The following is a 16786-nucleotide window of genomic DNA, read 5'->3' on the forward strand; positions in this document are numbered from 1 at the left end:
CGTGTCACGGGACGCGCCTCGGCGCCGCTGTCAGTGCGCTGCGCAATCATGGAGCGCATGAGCGACGACGCCACACGTGTGCAGGAGTTCTTCGCGGCCAGAGCCGCCGACTGGGACACCCGTTTCCCCGACGACGGCCCGGCCTACGCGTCCGCGGTGGCCGCGTTGGGGCTGCGCCCCGGTGCCCGTGTGCTCGACGCCGGGTGCGGCACGGGACGGGCGCTGGCGCCACTGCGCGCGGCCGTGGGGCCTTCCGGGGTGGTCCTGGGCGCCGACCTGACGGCGGCCATGCTGGAGCGGGCCGTACGGGCGGGCAGGGACGCCGAGGGGCGGTTGCTGCTCACGGACGTGGCCAGGCTGCCGCTGCGCGCGGGCGTGCTGGACGCGGTGTTCGGCGCCGGGCTCATCTCGCACTTGCCGCAACCGGCCGAGAATCTGCGCGAGTTGGCGCGCGTGGTGCGCCCCGGCGGACTGCTCGCACTGTTCCACCCGATCGGCCGTGCCGCCCTCGCCGCCCGCCACGGCCGCGCACTCACACCGGACGACCTGCGCGCCGAGCCCAACCTGCGCCCCCTGCTCGCCGCCGCCGGCTGGCGCCTGACCTCGTACACCGACGAGGACGATCGCTTCCTGGCACTCGCGGTACGGGAGGAGGACTGAACCGCGCCCACAACACTGGAAGGCGGCCGCCCGGAACCGGGGCCCACTGACCCCCGCCGCACGGGATCCGTTGCGTGGTCGGGTCTGTCACCATGGCCGGAACTCCGTGACACACGTCGGGGGTTACGGGTAGGGGGACGGTGGCGTCCATGATCGATCGGATCCGTAAGGCGTGGAAAACGTGGCACGAGGACAGTGGCACGCCGAGCAAGAAGGAGCGGGGGCACAATCTGTTCGAGGCGGCTGCCACCTACGTGGTGGCGGGCGTCGAGGACGATCAGGAGCGGGCCGACGAGGCGGCGGGCTGGGTCGAGCCGAGTGCGCTGGCGTTCGGGGTCAATGAGCTCGCCTGCCGGGCCGTCATCGCCCTCGCGCGGGAACGCGACGAGCCGCCACGAACCGTCGCCCGCGCTCTTCTTGGGCTGCCGGCCGGCTGACCGGCGTGCGCGCGGCGCACATGGCGGGCACGGGATGTCGACAGTTTGTTCACGGGAGGGGTGCAGGGGCTGGATCGCTGTCGATTTTCCTGGTCATCGAGCGTGGACCCCCCTGTACGACGGCATCGGGCACTGGCTAAGGTCTCGCCGGTGGAACGAAGTTCAGGGGAGGCCGGCGTGACCGGAGTGGACGAAGCGGCGGTCGAAGGGGACGACGCGCTGTACGTGCTGACGGCGGTGTTGCTGACACCTGCGAAGTTCCCGAGCGTGCTCGGTGACGACTACCCGGAGGCCTGCGGGGCCCTGGGGCTCGCGCCGGTGGCCGAGGGGTACGGCCTGGTGCTCGGCCAGGACGGGACGGGCGCCCGCTGGACCGTCGTGGTCGACGACGTGTCGCTGGTCGCCGTCGCCATCGCGTCGTGGGACTGCGGCATGGAGTACGAGCTCTCGCCCGACGAGGACAGCATGGTCGCCGCGCTGCCGGGCTGGCCGCTCGCGCTCGCCGTGGCCGCCCCGGGCGTCCCCGCGCCGCACGATCCCGAGCCCGACCCCGAGTACGACGACGCGCCGCCGCTGACGCCGCCCGACACGGAGACCTGGGGCCCGGCCCAACGGCGCCTGGGGGCGGACGAGATAGCGCTCCAGTGGGCCGTGTGGCGGGAACAGCTCGACGACTCCCAGTTCGCCACGGAGGAGGACGCCGAGGCGCCTCAGGAGGGCGAGCCGAGCGGCACGCGGACGGGCATCCGGCGGGTGCTCTCGGAGGTGCGCGGGTACGTGGACTCGCCGCCGCCCTTGGGCCGCGTGCGCTCCTCGTTCGCCTCCGGCGACGCCCGGACGCTGCGCGCCGACGGGCCCGGCTGGTCGATGGTCGCGCGGACCGACGACATCGCCTTCGTGCTCCTCGACGACGAGCCGGGCGAAGTGCTCCCGGTCGGCCGCGGCCGGGAACTGCCGAGCCTGCTCGAAGCGCTCGACAAGATGGCCGTACGCCCTACGTGAATCGCCGGAGCCGCACGGGACGTTCACGCCCCGCGCGGCTGCGACCGTCACGAGGCCCCGTCAGCGCCCCAGCTCCTTGCGCGAGGCGCGGCGCAGCCTGCGCCGCTGCGAGGGGTCGAGCATCATGTACGCGGCGGCGGGCGCGCCCAGCACGATGAGCAGGGCCGCCCACCAGGGCAGCCAGATCAGCAGGATGATGCCGGCCGCCACACCTCCCGCGGCAATCTTCGCGTTCTTCGACATGTGTGCCCTCCTTCGGGGCGGCCCGCCCTCGCCTGAGTGGAGCGGACCCGCCTCTGCTGTGAGAAACGGGCCCACGTCGCCCGCAGTTCCGTCGGGTAACCCTGAGACATCCCTGATTCCGCGCCCCCGCGCACGGCCGGGCGGCCGTCAGATGTCGACCCGCAGCGGCTCTCCCACTTCATACATGTGGCGCAGCGCCTGGCGGTAGGAGTCGACAAGCCCTGTCTCCACGAAGGGGATGCCGAGCCCGCGGCAGTGGGCCTTCACCAGGGGTTGGGCGAGGCGCAGGTGGGGGCGGGGCATGCTCGGGAACAGGTGGTGCTCGATCTGGTAGTTGAGGCCGCCGAGGAACCAGTCGGTCAACGCGCTGCCCTTGATGTTGCGCGAGGTGAGGACCTGGCGGCGCAGGTGGCCCCACTTGTCGCCGTCCGGGTCGGGCATCTCCATGCCCTTGTGGTTGGGGGCGAACGCCATCCCCAGATGCAGCCCGAACAGGGCCTGGTGGAGGGCCGCGAAGACGAGTGCGTGGCCGAGCGGCATGGTGGTGAGGAGCAGCGTGAGATAACCGGCCACGTGCGCGACCAGGAACGCGCCCTCCACGAGGCGTTCGCGGCCGCTCTGGCGGCGCAGGTCCTGGAATCCGTAGATCTTCAGGGCGAGGCCCTCGAGCAGGGTCAGCGGGAAGAAGAGCCAGGCCTGGTGGCGGGTGAGCCAGCCGCGGAACCCCGCGCGCGTGGCGGCCTGTTTGCTGGTGAAGACGAGTACGTCGGCGGCGACGTCGGGGTCCTTCTCGATGTGGTTCGGGTTGGCGTGGTGCCGGTTGTGCTTGTCGTTCCACCAGGAATAACTCATGCCGAGCAGCAGATTGCCGTGGACCAGGCCGATCAGCCGGCTCACCGAGCGGTTCCCGGTGATCTGGGCGTGGCCCGCGTCGTGCCCGATGAAGGCGGTGCGTGCGCACAGCGCCGCAAGGACCGGCGCCAGGGCGAGCACCCACCACGATCCGCCGAGAAGGGCCATGCCCGTGACGACGGCGCCGAGGCACAGGGCGTTGACCACAATGGTGCGCACGTACCAGCCGGTGCGCCGCTCCAGCAGCCCCTGCCCCTTGATGGCGCGCAGCAATGGCGTGAACTCGCTTCCCCCTTCGGGGGCGGCCGGCCCGGTGGTGGGCTCCGGCAGGGTTCCGACGGCCGAGGGCATGGCGGTCTCCGGTCTGTGGTGGGTGAGGTCGATGCGGCGGGCTACGCGTCGCCCGACCCCTGAAAACCTATGGATCACGGACCTTCGTCGACCATGGCGCCACCACCCGAGTACCGCCTGGGGTCACCCCACCGCGACAGGGGGGTAAGCCCCACCCTTAAGGGTCAGGTGATTCAGATCACGACATATGGAGGCGCGTCCGGCTGATCGGGAGGTGTACCCTCGGCGCCTCCAGGGTGAGTAGTCAAGTTTGATGAATACGAGGACGTCGCCATCTCCGAGCACACCCGCACCGCTCCGCCCACCCCCTCCGAGACCACCGAACTCGCGCGCTGCGGCGTCGTGTTCACCCCCGCCGACCCGGCCCGCACCTCGACCGTGGCCTTCTGGCGGCCCGAAGGCGGCGAGCCGCCACTGCCGGACGCGGGCACCCGCACCGAGCTGCGCCTCGCGCTGCCCGGCGAGGACGCCGTGGAGCCGGTGACCGTACCGGCCGTCACCCTGCCCGTGCGCGCCGCGCTGCCGGTGCTCACCCGCGCGCGTACCACCGCGGACGCCGACCCGACGGCGACCTTCTGGGGCGCGGCCGGCCTCCTGGCGCTGCAACTCGTCGCCCGTGGGCTGCTGTTGCCGGGGGTGAGCGCCGAGGGCCACGACGCGTGGCGCGCAGGCCCGCTGGGGGCGGGCGACCTCGACCGGGTCAGGGAGCTGGCCGCCGCGATGCCGCCCGAGGCGCACGCCGTGCCGCTGGACGAGGCCGAAGCGCCGCGCCTGCACGCCCCGGAGCGGCTGCTGCGCGCGTTCCTGGACGCGGTGGCCGACGCCCTGCCGCGCTCCCCCGCCGCCGCGCACGCCGCCGGTGGACCGGCGTTCGCCGCGCGGGAACCGCAGCGGGTGCCCGAGCTGCGCCCCTGGGCAGGCGATGTCGCGGCGGGGCTCGACGCGGGCGTGCGGATCTCGCTGCGCGTGGAGGTCCCCGGACTCGAACAGCTCACGGACGACGAGCCCCGCGCCGCGTTCCGCGCGGTGCTCCAACTGCACAGCGTCAGCGACCCCACCCTGGTCGCGGACGCGGCACAGGTGTGGTCCGGGGGCGGATCCTCGGCCCGGGCCTTCGGCGACCGCGCCCGTATGGACGCGCTGTTGGCGCTGCGCCGCGCCACGCGCGCGTGGACACCGCTCGCGCCACTGCTCTCCGCGACCGTGCCCGACGCCGTCGAACTGGCCGACGAGGAGGTCACGGAGCTGCTCGGCGAGGGCGCGCGGGCGCTGTCCGCGGCCGGCGTCGAGGTGCACTGGCCCAAGGAGCTGGCCCGCAAGCTGACGGCCCGTGCGGTGATCGGCCCGGCCGAGGGCGAGGCCCCCGACGGGCTCTCCTCCGACGGACCGTCCTTCCTGTCGGCCGACGCCCTGCTGGCGTTCGACTGGCGGTTCGCCCTCGGCGACCAGGAGTTGAGCCGCGCCGAGCTGGACATGCTCGCCGAGGCGAACCGTCCCGTCGTACGGCTGCGCGACCAGTGGGTGCTGATCGACCCGGCGGAGGCCCGCCGCGCCCGCTCGCACCAGGACCGCAAGGTCACCCCGGTCGACGCGCTGAGCGCCGTTCTCACGGGGTCGACGGAGGTCGAGGGCCGCCGGGTCGACGTGCGGCCGACGGGCTGGCTCACGGCCCTGCGGGACCGCCTCGCGGACCCCGAGGGCATGACGCCGGTCGGCCAACCGGCGGCGCTCGAAGCCGAATTGCGCGACTACCAGCTGCGCGGACTCAACTGGCTCGCCCACATGACCTCGCTGGGCCTCGGCGCCTGCCTCGCCGACGACATGGGTCTCGGCAAGACGATCACGCTGATCGCGCTGCACCTGCACCGCCAGAGCTCCCCGGAGAGCGCGGGACCGACACTCGTGGTCTGCCCGACGTCCCTGATGGGCAACTGGCAGCGCGAGATCGAGAAGTTCGCGCCCGGCACCCCCGTACGCCGCTTCCACGGCGGACGCCGTTCCCTGGAGAACCTCGCCGACGGCGAGTTCGTGCTCACCACCTACGGCACGATGCGCCTCGACGCCGCCCAACTCGGCGCCGCGTCCTGGGGAATGCTCGTCGCCGACGAGGCGCAGCACGTGAAGAACCCCTACTCGGCGACGGCCAAGGAGCTGCGCACGATCGGCGCACGCGCGCGCGTGGCGCTCACCGGCACCCCGGTCGAGAACAACCTCTCCGAGCTGTGGGCCCTGCTCGACTGGACGACGCCCGGCCTCCTGGGCCGCCTCGGCACCTTCCGTACGCGCTACGCCCAGGCGATCGAGGGCGGCAAGGACCCGGCGGCCGCGGAGCGTCTGGCCAAGCTCGTGGGGCCCTTCCTGCTGCGTCGGCGCAAGTCGGACCCCGGCATCGCCCCGGAGCTGCCGCCCAAGACCGAGACGGATCGCGCAGTCTCCCTCACCGCCGAACAGGCGGGCCTGTACGAGGCCGTGGTGCGGGAGACGCTCGCGGAGATCTCCGGCGCGGCCGGATTCGAGCGGCGCGGCCTGATCGTCAAGCTCCTCACCGCCCTCAAGCAGATCTGCAACCACCCGGCGCAGTACCTCAAGGAGGACAAGCCGCGCATCACCGGCCGCTCCGGGAAGCTGGAACTCCTCGACGAACTCCTGGACACGATCCTGGCCGAGGACGCCGGCGTGCTGGTCTTCACGCAGTACGTGCAGATGGCCCGCCTCGTGGAGCGGCACCTGGCGGCCCGCGGCATCCCGGTGATGTTCCTCCACGGAGGCACCCCGGTCGCGGAGCGCGAGGCCATGGTGCAGCGCTTCCAGGAGGGCGAGGTACCCGTGTTCCTGCTCTCGTTGAAGGCCGCGGGCACGGGACTCAACCTCACGCGCGCGGAGCACGTCGTGCACTACGACCGCTGGTGGAACCCGGCCGTGGAGGCGCAGGCCACCGACCGCGCGTACCGCATCGGACAGACGAGGCCGGTGCAGGTGCACCGGCTGATCGCCGAGGGCACGATCGAGGACCGGATCGCGGAAATGCTGCTCCGTAAGCAGGAGTTGGCGGACGCCGTGCTCGGTTCCGGTGAGGCGGCGCTGACCGAACTCACCGACGCGGAACTGGCGGACCTGGTCGAGTTGCGAGGGGGCACCCGATGAGCCACATGGAAGACGACGTGCGCACGTTCGCAGCGCTGCCGCCCGCGCGCGGACGGGCCTTCGCCGAGACCTGGTGGGGGCAGGCCTGGTTGAAGGCCCTGGAGGACACCGCGCTCGACACCGCGCAACTGAAGGCGGGGCGCCGGCTCGCGCGCGCGGGAGCGGTGGGCGCGGTGTCGGTCAGACCGGGTCGCATCACCGCGGTGGTGGAGGACCGCGGCGGCGCCACGCACCGCTCGGACGTGCTGCTGCAGTGCCTGGACGAGGACGAGTGGGACGGCTTCCTGGCGATGGCGGCCGAGCGGTCCGGGCACATCGCGGCGCTCCTGGACCGCGACATGCCACCGCACCTCGTGGAGGACGCCTCGGCCTCCGGGGTGGAACTCCTGCCGGGGATCGGCGACTTGGAGCCGCGCTGCGACTGCGACGCCTGGGACCACTGCGCGCACACGGCGGCGCTGAGCTATCAGCTCGCCCGCCTGCTGGACCAGGATCCGTTCGTGCTGCTCCTGCTGCGCGGGCGCGGCGAGCGCGCGCTGCTCGACGAGCTTCAGGTGCGCAGCACCATAGGGGCCGAACCGGAAGCGCCGCACGAGGCCCAGGAGGCCGAGGGCGTGGACGCGGCCGAGGCCTACGCGTCGGCGATCGTGCTGCCGCCGCTGCCGGGTCCGCCGCCACTGCCCGACGAGCCCGGCCTGCCGCCGTCGCTCGACACGGAGACGGCGCCGCCCGCGGGCACGGACGTCGACGCGCTCGGCTTCCTCGGCGGGCAGGCGGCGGCCGAGGCGCACCGGCTGCTCGCGGAAGCGCTGTCCCCCGGACACGAACAGCGCCCCGCCCCACCGGAATTGACCGTGCCGCAGGACGCCGTACGCCTGGCCTCCGCGTCCCCCGTGCCGCACATCCGGGCACGGCTCGCCGAGGTCGGTGGCCGCGGCCGGGAGGGCCTGACGCTCGCCGTGCACGCCTGGGGGTACGGGGGCGCCGCCGCGCTCGACGTACTGGACGAGGACTGGGTCCCCGACGCGGAAGGCCTGGTACGCGCGCGTGCCGCGCTCGAAGCGGCCTGGGACGACGACGAGCGCCCCGCGTTCAAGGCCGCCCGCGGCCGCTGGAGCACCGCCGACGGGCAGGCCCAACTGCGGCTGGGCCGGGACGGTCGCTGGTGGCCCTACCGCAAGCAGCGCGGCCGCTGGGCGCCCGCCGGGCCCTCGGCGTCCGACCCCGCCTCCGCGCTGGCCGGAGCGCTCGGCTCCGCCGACGAGGACGGGTAGACGTAGTCCCACCAAGCGGAGTCCCACCAGGCGCAGTCCTACTAGGTGAAGTCCCGCGGTGGCCGCACCGACGTCATTGCGGCCACCGCGAAATCGCTAGCGGATCGGCATGCCCGAGAGGGTGCGGGCGATGACCAGGCGCTGGATCTCGCTCGTGCCCTCGAAGATCGTGTAGATCGCGGCGTCGCGGTGCATGCGCTCCACGGGGTACTCACGGGTGAAGCCGTTGCCACCGAGGATCTGGACCGCCTGGGCGCTGACCTTCTTGGCGGTCTCGCTCGCGAACAGCTTGGACATGGAGCCCTCGGCGTTCTCGAACTTCTTGCCCGTGGACGCCATCCAGGAGGCACGCCACACCAGGAGGCGCGCGGCGTCGATCTGGGTGCGCATGTCGGCCAGTTGGAAGGCCACGCCCTGGTTGTCGATGATCGGGCGGCCGAACTGCTCACGCGTCTTCGCGTACTCCAGGGCCTCCTCGTAGGCGGCGCGGGCCGTGCCGACCGCCATGGCGCCGACGGCGGGACGCGAGGCCTCGAAGGTGGCCATCGCGGCGTTCTTCACGCGCTCGCCGCCCTTCTTGGCCTTCTCGCGCGCACGGGCGAGGCGCTCGTCGAGCTTGTCCTTGCCGCCGAGCAGGCAGGAGCCGGGCACCCGGACGTTCTCCAGGACGACCTCGGCGGTGTGCGAGGCGCGGATGCCGTGCTTCTTGAACTTCTGCCCCTGGGACAGGCCGGGGGTGTTCGGCGGCACGATGAAGGAGGCGTGCCCCTTGGAGCCGAGCTCCGCGTCCACGGAGGCGACAACCACGTGGACATTGGCGATGCCGCCGTTCGTCGCCCACGTCTTGGTGCCGTTCAGGACCCACTCGTCCTTGGCCTCGTCGTAGACGGCACGCGTGCGCATGGCGGCGACATCGGAGCCGGCGTCCGGCTCGGAGGAGCAGAAGGCGGCCACCTTCACGTCGTTCGCGTCGCCGTACATCTGCGGGATCCAGGTGCCTATCTGCTCCTCGGTGCCGTTGGCGAGGACGCCGACCGCGGCGAGGCCCGTGCCGACGATGGACAGGCCAATGCCCGCGTCGCCCCAGAACAGCTCCTCCATGGCCATCGGAATGCCGAGGCCCGAAGGGTCGAAGAACTGCTGCGCGTAGAAGTCCAGGGAGTAGATTCCGAGCTTGGCCGCTTCCTGGATGACCGGCCAGGGGGTCTCCTCGCGCTCGTCCCACTCGGCGGCCGCGGGGCGGATCACATCGGCGGCGAAGCCGTGCAACCAGTCACGGACTTCCTTCTGCTCGTCGCTGAGATCCATGGTGAACTCGGCCATAACCCCTCCAGGGCGCACGCAATACTGTGTTACTTAAGGTAACCCGAGTCTGTTACTGGCGAGTAGCCCCTGTCAACCTCCGAGTACGCGTTCGATACCGGATGGCCGCCGGGTGTTACCTTTCGGCGTGCGTCAGGCAATCGCACGGGGGTGGGGAGAGCTCATGGAGACCACACAGCGGACCGATCAGCGCGCGGACCAACAGTCCGCCGCCGAGCGTCGGCGGCGCGAGCTGCTGGAGGCCGCGGACCGCGTGGTGCTCCGGGACGGCCCAGGCGCCTCGATGAACGCCATCGCGGCCGAGGCCGGGATCACCAAGCCGATCCTGTACCGGCACTTCGGCGACAAGGGCGGCCTCTACGCCGCGCTCGCCACGCGCCACACGGACGCGCTGCTCGCCTCGCTGCGGGCCGCCCTGGACGCGCCCGCGGAGCGGCGCGAGCGCGTGGAGGCGACGCTCGACACCTACTTGGCGGCGATCGAGGCCCGCCCCCAGGTCTACCGCTTCCTGATGCATCCGTCGGAGGGCGCCCCCGCCGAATCCGGGTTCGACATCGGACGGCACTCGGCGCCGCTGCTGCGCCGGATGGGCGAGGAGCTGGCCGAGGTCATCGAGGAGCGCGTGGACCTCGGCCCCGGCAGCCAGCAGCTCGCGCGCGTGTGGGGGCACGGGATCGTCGGCATGATGCACGCCGCCGGCGACTGGTGGCTCGGCGACCGCCCGTGCGAGCGCGCCGAGTTGGTGCGCGCACTGGCCGACCTGCTGTGGGGGCGGCTCGCCGCGGCGGGCGACAAGGTCGGCGGCCCCGGCTTCTGACCGGGCCTCAGGAAGGCACGGAACCCGACGCCCACGGCGCCTTCGCCGCCTGACGCAGCACCTTCCTGCGCCGCCACCCGGTGACCCACTCCGTGTACGTGCGCCCCTCCAAGTGGTCGCACTCGTGCTGGAGGCAGCGGGCGAACCAGCCCGTGCCGTGGATCACCACGGGTTCGCCGCCGAGGTCGTACCCCTCCACGCGCGCGTGGTCGAAGCGGGGCGTGCCCGCCTCCAGGCCGGGGAGCGACAGGCAGCCCTCGGGGCCGCGGATCACGTCGCCGTCGGCCTCGACCAGGCGCGGGTTCACGACGTGGCCGACATGGCGCACATCGTCGTCATCCTCACAGTCGAAGACGAAGACCCGAAGTCCCTCGCCGACCTGGTTCGCGGCGAGGCCCACGCCCTGCGCCGCGTACATCGTGGCGAACATGTCCTCGACCAGGCGCGCGAGGGCCGGGCCGAAGTCCGTTACCTGCGCGCAGGGTTGGTGCAGCACGGTTTCACCGAGCAGGGTCAGGGGTCGTACGCGCCCTGAGGCGCCCGGGATCGAGCCGTGTCGCATGCCGGTAAGGGTACGGTCCTGTGCGCACCACGAAGTGCTGGTGGTGCCACTGTTCGGGCTTGTCAGAGGATCTCGATAGGCTGAGCCCATAAACGATGCCGGGGGCAGGCGCGGCGCCGTACGCAAGGAGGACCCAGGAAGATGGCAGGCAACTCGGAGCCGATGACTCCGCGCGCCAAGCTGGCCGTGACGGCCGGCCGGGCCGCGGCCGCGGTGTCGCGGGCGGCGGGCCGCGGCAGCGGATCAGTGATCGGCGGCAAGGTCGCGCTGCGGCTCGACCCCGAGCTGCTCGCGCGGGTCGCCCAGCACCTGGACGTGGTGCTCGTCTCGGCCACGAACGGCAAGACGACGACCACGCGACTGCTCGCGGAGGCCCTGCGCGCCAGCGGCCCCGTCGTGTCGAACGCGCTGGGGGCGAACATGCCCGCGGGCATCACCTCCGCCCTGGCCGGCGGCGGCGAGGCCAAGTACGGCGTGATCGAGGTCGACGAGAAGTACCTGGCCGGTGTCGCCCGCGACACCGACCCGAAGGCGATCGCGCTGCTCAACCTCTCGCGCGACCAGCTGGACCGCGCCGGTGAGACCCGCATGCTCGCCGAGAAGTGGCGCGAGGGCCTGTCCGGTTCGAAGGCCATCGTGATCGCGAACGCGGACGACCCCCTGATCGTCTGGGCCGCCTCCTCCTCGCCGAACGTGGTGTGGGTCGCCGCGGGCCAGGAGTGGAAGGACGACGCCTGGTCCTGCCCGGCGTGCGGCGGCGTGATGCAGCGCCCCGGTGACGACTGGTTCTGCGGCGAGTGCGGCTTCCGCCGCCCGCTCGCGAGCTGGGCGCTCCAGGGCGACCACGTCATCGACCCGCACGGCTCCGCATGGCCGATCAACCTCCAACTGCCGGGCCGCGCCAACAAGGCGAACGCGGCGACGTCCGCGGCCGTGGCCGCCTGCTTCGGGGTACCCCCGCAGGTCGCCCTGGAGCGCATGTACCAGGTGCAGGCGGTGGCGGGTCGCTACGACGTCGTGCAGTTCCAGGAGCGCGACCTGCGGCTGCTGCTCGCCAAGAACCCGGCGGGCTGGCTCGAAACGTTCACTCTGATCGACCCGCCGCCGACCCCGGTGATCCTCTCGGTGAACGCGCGGGGCGCCGACGGCACCGACACCTCCTGGCTGTGGGACGTCGACTACACGCGCCTGGCCGGGCACCCGATCTGCGTGATCGGCGACCGCCGGCTCGACCTCGCGGTCCGGCTCGAGGTCGCGGGCCTGGACTTCCGGGTCTGCGAGACGCTCGACGAGGCGGTGCAGATGTCGCCCCCGGGGCGGATCGAACTGATCGCCAACTACACCGCGTTCCAGGACGTCCGCCGCCGCGTGGGCAACTGACGAGCCCCACACAGAGCGCGAAGAGCGAAGGATCATGAGCATGAGTGACAACAGCCTGCGTGTCGTGTGGGTCTACCCCGACCTGCTGAGCACCTACGGCGACCAGGGCAACGTCCTGGTGGTCGAGCGCCGCGCCCAGCAGCGCCGCCTCCAGGTCGAGCGCTACGACGTGCGCAGCGATCAGGCGGTGCCGACCTCCGGCGACATCTACCTCATCGGTGGCGGCGAGGACCGTCCGCAGCGCCTCGCCGCGGAGCGGCTGCGCCGCGACGGCGGCCTGCAGCGCGCGGTGGCCAACGGCGCGATCGTCTTCTCCGTGTGCGCCGGCTACCAGATCCTCGGCCACGAGTTCGTGAACGACCTCGGTGAGCGCGAGCCCGGTCTCGGCCTGCTCGACGTCGTCTCGACGCGCGGCGAGGGCGAGCGCTGCGTCGGTGACGTACTGGGCGACATCGACCCGTCGTTGGGCCTGCCGGAGCTGACCGGCTTCGAGAACCACCAGGGCGTCACGCACCTCGGCCCCACGGCGCGGGCCTTCGCCCGGACCCGGATGGGCAAGGGCAACGGCACGGGGGACGGCACCGAAGGCGCCTTCAACGACACCGTTTTCGGCACGTACATGCACGGGCCCGTGCTCGCGCGCAATCCGCAGATCGCCGACCTGCTGATCAAGCTGGCGCTCGATGTGAACGCGCTGCCGCCGGTGAACGACCAGTGGTACGAGGAGCTCCGCAACGAGCGGATCGCGGCGGCCACGACGCAGCCCGCCTGACCCTCTCGGGGGCCCTCCCCCAGGGCCCTTTAGGGCGCCCTCGCGCCCATGTGAGCAGGCCAGTCCACCAGTCGGACGCCACGTGCGGACGGGCCCCCGGCCGCCGATAAGGTACGGGGGTCAAGGCGGACGACGCAGTCCGGCCATCGGCCCACGTTTGCAAAGGTAATCCGGGCTTATGCGTATTGGTGTCCTCACCTCAGGCGGCGACTGCCCCGGTCTGAACGCCGTGATCCGTTCGGTCGTGCACCGTGCCGTCGTCGACCACGGCGACGAGGTCATCGGCTTCCACGACGGGTGGAAGGGCCTGCTCGAGTGCGACTACCGCAAGCTGGACCTCGACGCGGTGGGCGGCATCCTCGCCCGCGGCGGCACCATCCTCGGCTCCTCCCGCGTACAGCCCGCGCATCTGCGCGACGGCATCGAGCGGGCCAAGGAGCACGTCGCGGACCTCGGTCTCGACGCGATCATTCCGATCGGCGGCGAGGGCACCCTGAAGGCGGCCCGCCTCCTCTCGGACAACGGCCTCCCGATCGTCGGCGTACCGAAGACGATCGACAACGACATCGCCGTCACCGACGTGACGTTCGGCTTCGACACGGCCGTCGGCGTCGCCACCGAGGCGCTCGACCGCCTCAAGACCACCGCCGAGTCGCACCAGCGCGTGCTGATCGTCGAGGTCATGGGCCGGCACACCGGCTGGATCGCGCTGCACTCCGGCATGGCCGCGGGCGCGCACGCCGTCGTCGTGCCGGAGCGCCCCTTCGACATCGACGAGCTGACCAAGAAGGTCGGTGAGCGGTTCGAGGCCGGCAAGAAGTTCGCCATCGTGGTCGTCGCCGAGGGCGCCAAGCCCCGGGCCGGTTCGATGGAGTACGACGAGGGCGGCAAGGACGTCTACGGCCACGAGCGCTTCGCGGGGATCGCCCGCCAGCTCTCCATCGAGCTGGAGCAGCGCCTCGGCAAGGAGGCGCGCCCCGTGATCCTCGGCCATGTGCAGCGCGGCGGCACCCCCACCGCGTACGACCGCGTGCTCGCGACGCGGTTCGGCTGGCACGCCGTGGAGGCCGTGCACCGCGGCGAGTTCGGCAAGATGACCGCGCTGCGTGGCACCGACATCCTGATGGTGCCGCTGGCCGAGGCCGTGGAGACGCTGAAGACGGTGCCGGACGAGCGGTACGCCGAAGCCGAGTGCGTGCTCTGATCCACACCCGCTGATCGACACCCTCTGATCCACACCTGCTCCAGGACACACAGAACTGCCCCCGGCCGAAACACCGGCCGGGGGCAGTTCTAGTCTGGGTGCGCACAATCCGTACGAAACGAGCAACAGGAGCCGGCGGATGGATCACAGCGGGCACGGCATGAACATGGATCTGCCGCCGTTCACGCTGGGGCGTGGCCTTCAGTGGTCGGCCGACCCCTTCTTCCTCGTCGGGTGCCTGCTGGCGCTCGCCCTCTACGGATGGGGCGTGGTGCGCCTGGCCCGGCGCGGTGACGCGTGGCCGGTGTCCCGGACGATCGCGTACGTCGTGGGCGTGCTCACCATCGGTCTGGTGATGTGCACGAAGCTCAACGACTACGGCATGGTCATGTTCAGCGTGCACATGGTGCAGCACATGGTCATCAGCATGCTGTCGCCGATCCTGCTCCTGATGGGCGCCCCGATCACGCTCGCGCTGCGGGCGCTGCCGGTCTCCGCGAAGCGCGGCAGCAAGGGGCCGCGCGAGCTGCTCCTCGCGCTGCTGCACAGCCGCTACATGCGGATCATCACGCACGCGGCCTTCACGATCCCGCTGTTCATCGCGAGCCTGTACGCGCTCTACTTCACGCCGCTCTTCGACTTCCTCATGGGGTCCAAGGTCGGGCACCTCGGGATGATGGTGCACTTCCTCGCCGTCGGCCTGGTGTTCTTCTGGCCGATCATGGGCGTGGACCCGGGGCCGCACCGGCCCGGCTATGTGATGCGGATGCTGGAGCTGTTCGCCGGTATGCCGTTCCACGCCTTCTTCGGGATCGCGCTGATGATGGCGTCGACGACGATGGTCGGCACGTTCGAGAATCCGCCGGCCTCGCTGGGCATCGATCCGCTCGCCGACCAGACGGCGGCGGGCGGCATCGCCTGGGCGTTCAGCGAGGTGCCCTCGGTGCTCGTCCTGTTGGCGCTGCTCTTCCAGTGGAAGAAGTCGGAGGACCGGCAGGCGCGCCGCAAGGACCGGGCCGCGGACCGGGACGGCGACAAGGAGCTGGCGGCGTACAACGCCTACTTGGCCTCCCTCAACGCGCGCGGCCAGTAGGGGCCGGTAAAGCGCCACCCCGCGCGCGGCAGTAGCGCCACTGCCCCGTTACAGGTGAATATGGCCTCCTGGTCGCGGCTCGGACTTTTGTCCGGCTGCTGGGAGGAGGGTGTGATGCCCGGTTCCACGAAGACGATGGGTGCGTTCACCGTGGGCGGCCTGGTGGCCGTGACCGCCTACACGGTGGCGCTCGGCAGCAACGGGTGGCTGTGGTTCGGCTGGGTGGTGCTCGGCCTACTCACTGTGGCGATGGTGGCCTCACGCGGCAACTGACGGCAGGCGCCCTGGAGGTCAGAAGCGGAAGACGTGGCCCGTCGACGCGTTCATCTCGCAGGCGTTGCCGAAGGTCTTGTCCCAGGTGATCGCCTTGCCGCGGTACGTGCCGGTGGCCGCGACCGTGACGGGGTCGTACTCCTTGGTGCAGATCTGCTGTTCGACCGGCAGCGCGTCCAGGTCGCCGCCCGCCTCATCGAGGGCAGCACAGGCCTCGGCGGCGTACGGGTGGTGGCCCGACGGCTCGGGCGTGCAGCGCAGGAGGACACCCCGGACCCAAGTGTTCTCGGCGCGGGAGACCGTCAGGAACAGGCCCCGCGGCTGCTCGGCCCCGGCGTGGGCGGCCGGGGCGGCCGCGGCCAGGGACAGGAACGCGGCCGCGGCTACGTAGAGGGAACGCATACGGACAACCTCCGGTGCTGGAACGTCCGCCTGTGGCGTCAGGGGAACGTCAGGGCGGTGGGACGTCAGGGTGGAAACAGCGCACCCGCCGGGACCGCCACCGCCAAGCGGACGCGCCGTGCGGGCCCAGGACAGGGCCCGATCGGGCTCTCGCGCCGACGCTGCCGATTGGTTACTGTGCGCAAGCACACGGCGGTACAAGCGGCAGTACAAGCGGTTCAAGTGGTTCGTGGGGGAAGGCGATCGGGATGTTCTACCGGCTGCTCAAGTACGTGATCCTCGGGCCGCTGCTGCGGCTGCTCTTCCGGCCCCGGATCGAGGGCCTGGAGCACATACCGGAATCCGGCGCCGCGATCGTCGCGGGCAATCATCTGTCGTTCTCCGACCACTTCCTGATGCCCGCGATCATCAAGCGGCGGATCACGTTCCTGGCGAAGGCCGAGTACTTCACGGGCCCCGGCATCAGGGGCCGGCTCACCGCCGCGTTCTTCCGCAGCGCGGGCCAGATCCCGGTCGACCGCTCGGGCAAGGAGGCCGGGAAGGCGGCGATCCGCGAGGGCCTCGGGGTGCTGCGCCGCGGGGAGCTGCTCGGCATCTACCCGGAGGGCACGCGCTCGCACGACGGACGCCTGTACAAGGGCAAGGTGGGCGTCGCCGCGATGGCGCTCAAGGCGGGGGCGCCGGTGGTCCCGTGCGCGATGATCGGCACGTTCGAGGCGCAGCCGCCCGGCCAGAAGATCCCGAACATGCGCCGGGTGACCATCAAGTTCGGCAAGCCGCTCGACTTCTCGCGCTACGACGGCATGGACGAGGAGAAGGCGATCCTGCGGGCGGTCACCGACGAGATCATGTACGCGATCCTGGAACTGTCCGGGCAGGAGTACGTCGACAAGTACGCGGCCCTCGTGAAAGCGGAGGCCGAGGAGGAGAAGGCCCGGAAGTTCCCGCGGTTGCCGCTGAGTTGACCTTCCCAGGGTTCCGCGCTCTGCGCTGAGCA

At 71.7% G+C, this 16786-nt stretch carries 17 protein-coding genes; 12 read left to right on the forward strand and 5 right to left on the reverse strand.

Going from position 1 to position 16786, the window contains the following annotated elements:
- Positions 1-57 precede the first annotated feature (57 nt).
- From ACYSUO_RS09515 to ACYSUO_RS09525, 3 genes are all read left to right on the forward strand, one after another.
- Entirely contained in the window at positions 58-660 is a 603-nt protein-coding gene (locus tag ACYSUO_RS09515) for a class I SAM-dependent methyltransferase (RefSeq protein ID WP_461775618.1), read from the forward strand.
- Between the two features lie 149 nt (positions 661-809).
- On the forward strand, positions 810-1097 hold the full coding sequence (locus tag ACYSUO_RS09520; protein WP_461775619.1) for a hypothetical protein: 288 nt from the start codon (positions 810-812) through the stop codon (positions 1095-1097).
- Between the two features lie 177 nt (positions 1098-1274).
- Positions 1275-2099 carry a hypothetical protein gene (locus ACYSUO_RS09525; protein ID WP_461775620.1) on the forward strand — a complete coding sequence of 275 codons (825 nt, stop codon included), beginning with the start codon at positions 1275-1277 and terminating at the stop codon, positions 2097-2099.
- 60 nt (positions 2100-2159) lie between these two features.
- Here the strand turns inward: ACYSUO_RS09525 and ACYSUO_RS09530 are convergent, their stop codons facing one another.
- Both ACYSUO_RS09530 and ACYSUO_RS09535 read right to left on the reverse strand, forming a co-directional pair.
- Entirely contained in the window at positions 2160-2342 is a 183-nt protein-coding gene (locus ACYSUO_RS09530) for a hypothetical protein (RefSeq protein WP_461775621.1), read from the reverse strand.
- A gap of 147 nt (positions 2343-2489) precedes the next feature.
- Positions 2490-3545, reverse strand: a complete 1056-nt coding sequence (locus tag ACYSUO_RS09535; RefSeq protein ID WP_461775622.1) for an acyl-CoA desaturase — start codon at positions 3543-3545, stop codon at positions 2490-2492.
- 342 nt (positions 3546-3887) lie between these two features.
- Between ACYSUO_RS09535 and ACYSUO_RS09540 the strand changes: the two genes are divergently transcribed.
- Complete coding sequence (locus ACYSUO_RS09540; RefSeq protein WP_461775623.1) at positions 3888-6689, forward strand: DEAD/DEAH box helicase; 2802 nt, start codon at positions 3888-3890, stop codon at positions 6687-6689.
- Entirely contained in the window at positions 6686-7963 is a 1278-nt protein-coding gene (locus ACYSUO_RS09545) for an SWIM zinc finger family protein (protein WP_461775624.1), read from the forward strand. The genes ACYSUO_RS09540 and ACYSUO_RS09545 overlap by 4 nt, the downstream gene beginning before the upstream one ends.
- 96 nt (positions 7964-8059) lie before the next feature.
- Here the strand turns inward: ACYSUO_RS09545 and ACYSUO_RS09550 are convergent, their stop codons facing one another.
- Positions 8060-9286 (reverse strand): acyl-CoA dehydrogenase family protein, encoded by a 1227-nt coding sequence (locus ACYSUO_RS09550; RefSeq protein WP_461775625.1) that lies wholly within the window; start codon positions 9284-9286, stop codon positions 8060-8062.
- Between the two features lie 163 nt (positions 9287-9449).
- Here ACYSUO_RS09550 and ACYSUO_RS09555 point away from each other — a divergent pair, with 163 nt between their 5' ends.
- Positions 9450-10103 (forward strand): TetR family transcriptional regulator, encoded by a 654-nt coding sequence (locus ACYSUO_RS09555; protein WP_461775626.1) that lies wholly within the window; start codon positions 9450-9452, stop codon positions 10101-10103.
- Positions 10104-10110: 7 nt separating this feature from the next.
- On the opposite strand, the gene def is transcribed toward ACYSUO_RS09555, so the two are convergent.
- Positions 10111-10665 carry a peptide deformylase gene (gene def, locus ACYSUO_RS09560; protein ID WP_461775627.1) on the reverse strand — a complete coding sequence of 185 codons (555 nt, stop codon included), beginning with the start codon at positions 10663-10665 and terminating at the stop codon, positions 10111-10113.
- A 141-nt stretch (positions 10666-10806) separates the two neighbouring features.
- Between def and ACYSUO_RS09565 the strand changes: the two genes are divergently transcribed.
- The 5 genes from ACYSUO_RS09565 (at position 10807) to ACYSUO_RS09585 (ending at position 15387) form a co-directional block, all read left to right on the forward strand.
- Positions 10807-12045, forward strand: coding sequence for a Mur ligase family protein (locus ACYSUO_RS09565; protein WP_426905209.1), 1239 nt, complete (start codon positions 10807-10809; stop codon positions 12043-12045).
- A 40-nt stretch (positions 12046-12085) separates the two neighbouring features.
- The gene (locus ACYSUO_RS09570) at positions 12086-12817 is read left to right on the forward strand and encodes a type 1 glutamine amidotransferase (RefSeq protein ID WP_461775628.1); all 732 of its coding nucleotides are present in this window, start codon (positions 12086-12088) and stop codon (positions 12815-12817) included.
- Positions 12818-12995: 178 nt separating this feature from the next.
- Positions 12996-14021, forward strand: coding sequence for a 6-phosphofructokinase (locus ACYSUO_RS09575; RefSeq protein ID WP_266722339.1), 1026 nt, complete (start codon positions 12996-12998; stop codon positions 14019-14021).
- Positions 14022-14160: 139 nt separating this feature from the next.
- Positions 14161-15114 (forward strand): cytochrome c oxidase assembly protein, encoded by a 954-nt coding sequence (locus tag ACYSUO_RS09580; RefSeq protein ID WP_461775629.1) that lies wholly within the window; start codon positions 14161-14163, stop codon positions 15112-15114.
- A 114-nt stretch (positions 15115-15228) separates the two neighbouring features.
- Positions 15229-15387, forward strand: a complete 159-nt coding sequence (locus ACYSUO_RS09585; RefSeq protein WP_457477029.1) for a hypothetical protein — start codon at positions 15229-15231, stop codon at positions 15385-15387.
- 18 nt (positions 15388-15405) lie between these two features.
- On the opposite strand, the gene ACYSUO_RS09590 is transcribed toward ACYSUO_RS09585, so the two are convergent.
- On the reverse strand, positions 15406-15789 hold the full coding sequence (locus ACYSUO_RS09590) for a subtilase-type protease inhibitor (RefSeq protein ID WP_461775630.1): 384 nt from the start codon (positions 15787-15789) through the stop codon (positions 15406-15408).
- Between the two features lie 248 nt (positions 15790-16037).
- On the opposite strand from ACYSUO_RS09590, the gene ACYSUO_RS09595 reads away from it, so the two are divergent.
- Positions 16038-16754: a lysophospholipid acyltransferase family protein gene (locus ACYSUO_RS09595; RefSeq protein WP_461775631.1), complete on the forward strand. Its 717-nt coding sequence runs from the start codon at positions 16038-16040 to the stop codon at positions 16752-16754.
- Positions 16755-16786 lie beyond the last annotated feature (32 nt).

The sequence above is a fragment of the Streptomyces sp. UC4497 genome, from assembly GCF_054871485.1.

What these genes read in the sequence shown, in the direction of transcription:
- ACYSUO_RS09555 (WP_461775626.1), top strand. Translation starts at nt 9,450, where the DNA reads ATGGAGACCACACAGCGGACCGATCAGCGCGCGGACCAACAGTCCGCC.
- ACYSUO_RS09590 (WP_461775630.1), bottom strand. Translation starts at nt 15,789, where the DNA reads ATGCGTTCCCTCTACGTAGCCGCGGCCGCGTTCCTGTCCCTGGCCGCG.
- ACYSUO_RS09580 (WP_461775629.1), top strand. Translation starts at nt 14,161, where the DNA reads ATGGATCACAGCGGGCACGGCATGAACATGGATCTGCCGCCGTTCACG.
- def (WP_461775627.1), bottom strand. Translation starts at nt 10,665, where the DNA reads ATGCGACACGGCTCGATCCCGGGCGCCTCAGGGCGCGTACGACCCCTG.
- ACYSUO_RS09545 (WP_461775624.1), top strand. Translation starts at nt 6,686, where the DNA reads ATGAGCCACATGGAAGACGACGTGCGCACGTTCGCAGCGCTGCCGCCC.
- ACYSUO_RS09535 (WP_461775622.1), bottom strand. Translation starts at nt 3,545, where the DNA reads ATGCCCTCGGCCGTCGGAACCCTGCCGGAGCCCACCACCGGGCCGGCC.
- ACYSUO_RS09585 (WP_457477029.1), top strand. Translation starts at nt 15,229, where the DNA reads ATGCCCGGTTCCACGAAGACGATGGGTGCGTTCACCGTGGGCGGCCTG.
- ACYSUO_RS09520 (WP_461775619.1), top strand. Translation starts at nt 810, where the DNA reads ATGATCGATCGGATCCGTAAGGCGTGGAAAACGTGGCACGAGGACAGT.
- ACYSUO_RS09550 (WP_461775625.1), bottom strand. Translation starts at nt 9,286, where the DNA reads ATGGCCGAGTTCACCATGGATCTCAGCGACGAGCAGAAGGAAGTCCGT.
- ACYSUO_RS09570 (WP_461775628.1), top strand. Translation starts at nt 12,086, where the DNA reads ATGAGTGACAACAGCCTGCGTGTCGTGTGGGTCTACCCCGACCTGCTG.
- ACYSUO_RS09515 (WP_461775618.1), top strand. Translation starts at nt 58, where the DNA reads ATGAGCGACGACGCCACACGTGTGCAGGAGTTCTTCGCGGCCAGAGCC.
- ACYSUO_RS09595 (WP_461775631.1), top strand. Translation starts at nt 16,038, where the DNA reads ATGTTCTACCGGCTGCTCAAGTACGTGATCCTCGGGCCGCTGCTGCGG.
- ACYSUO_RS09575 (WP_266722339.1), top strand. Translation starts at nt 12,996, where the DNA reads ATGCGTATTGGTGTCCTCACCTCAGGCGGCGACTGCCCCGGTCTGAAC.
- ACYSUO_RS09530 (WP_461775621.1), bottom strand. Translation starts at nt 2,342, where the DNA reads ATGTCGAAGAACGCGAAGATTGCCGCGGGAGGTGTGGCGGCCGGCATC.
- ACYSUO_RS09565 (WP_426905209.1), top strand. Translation starts at nt 10,807, where the DNA reads ATGGCAGGCAACTCGGAGCCGATGACTCCGCGCGCCAAGCTGGCCGTG.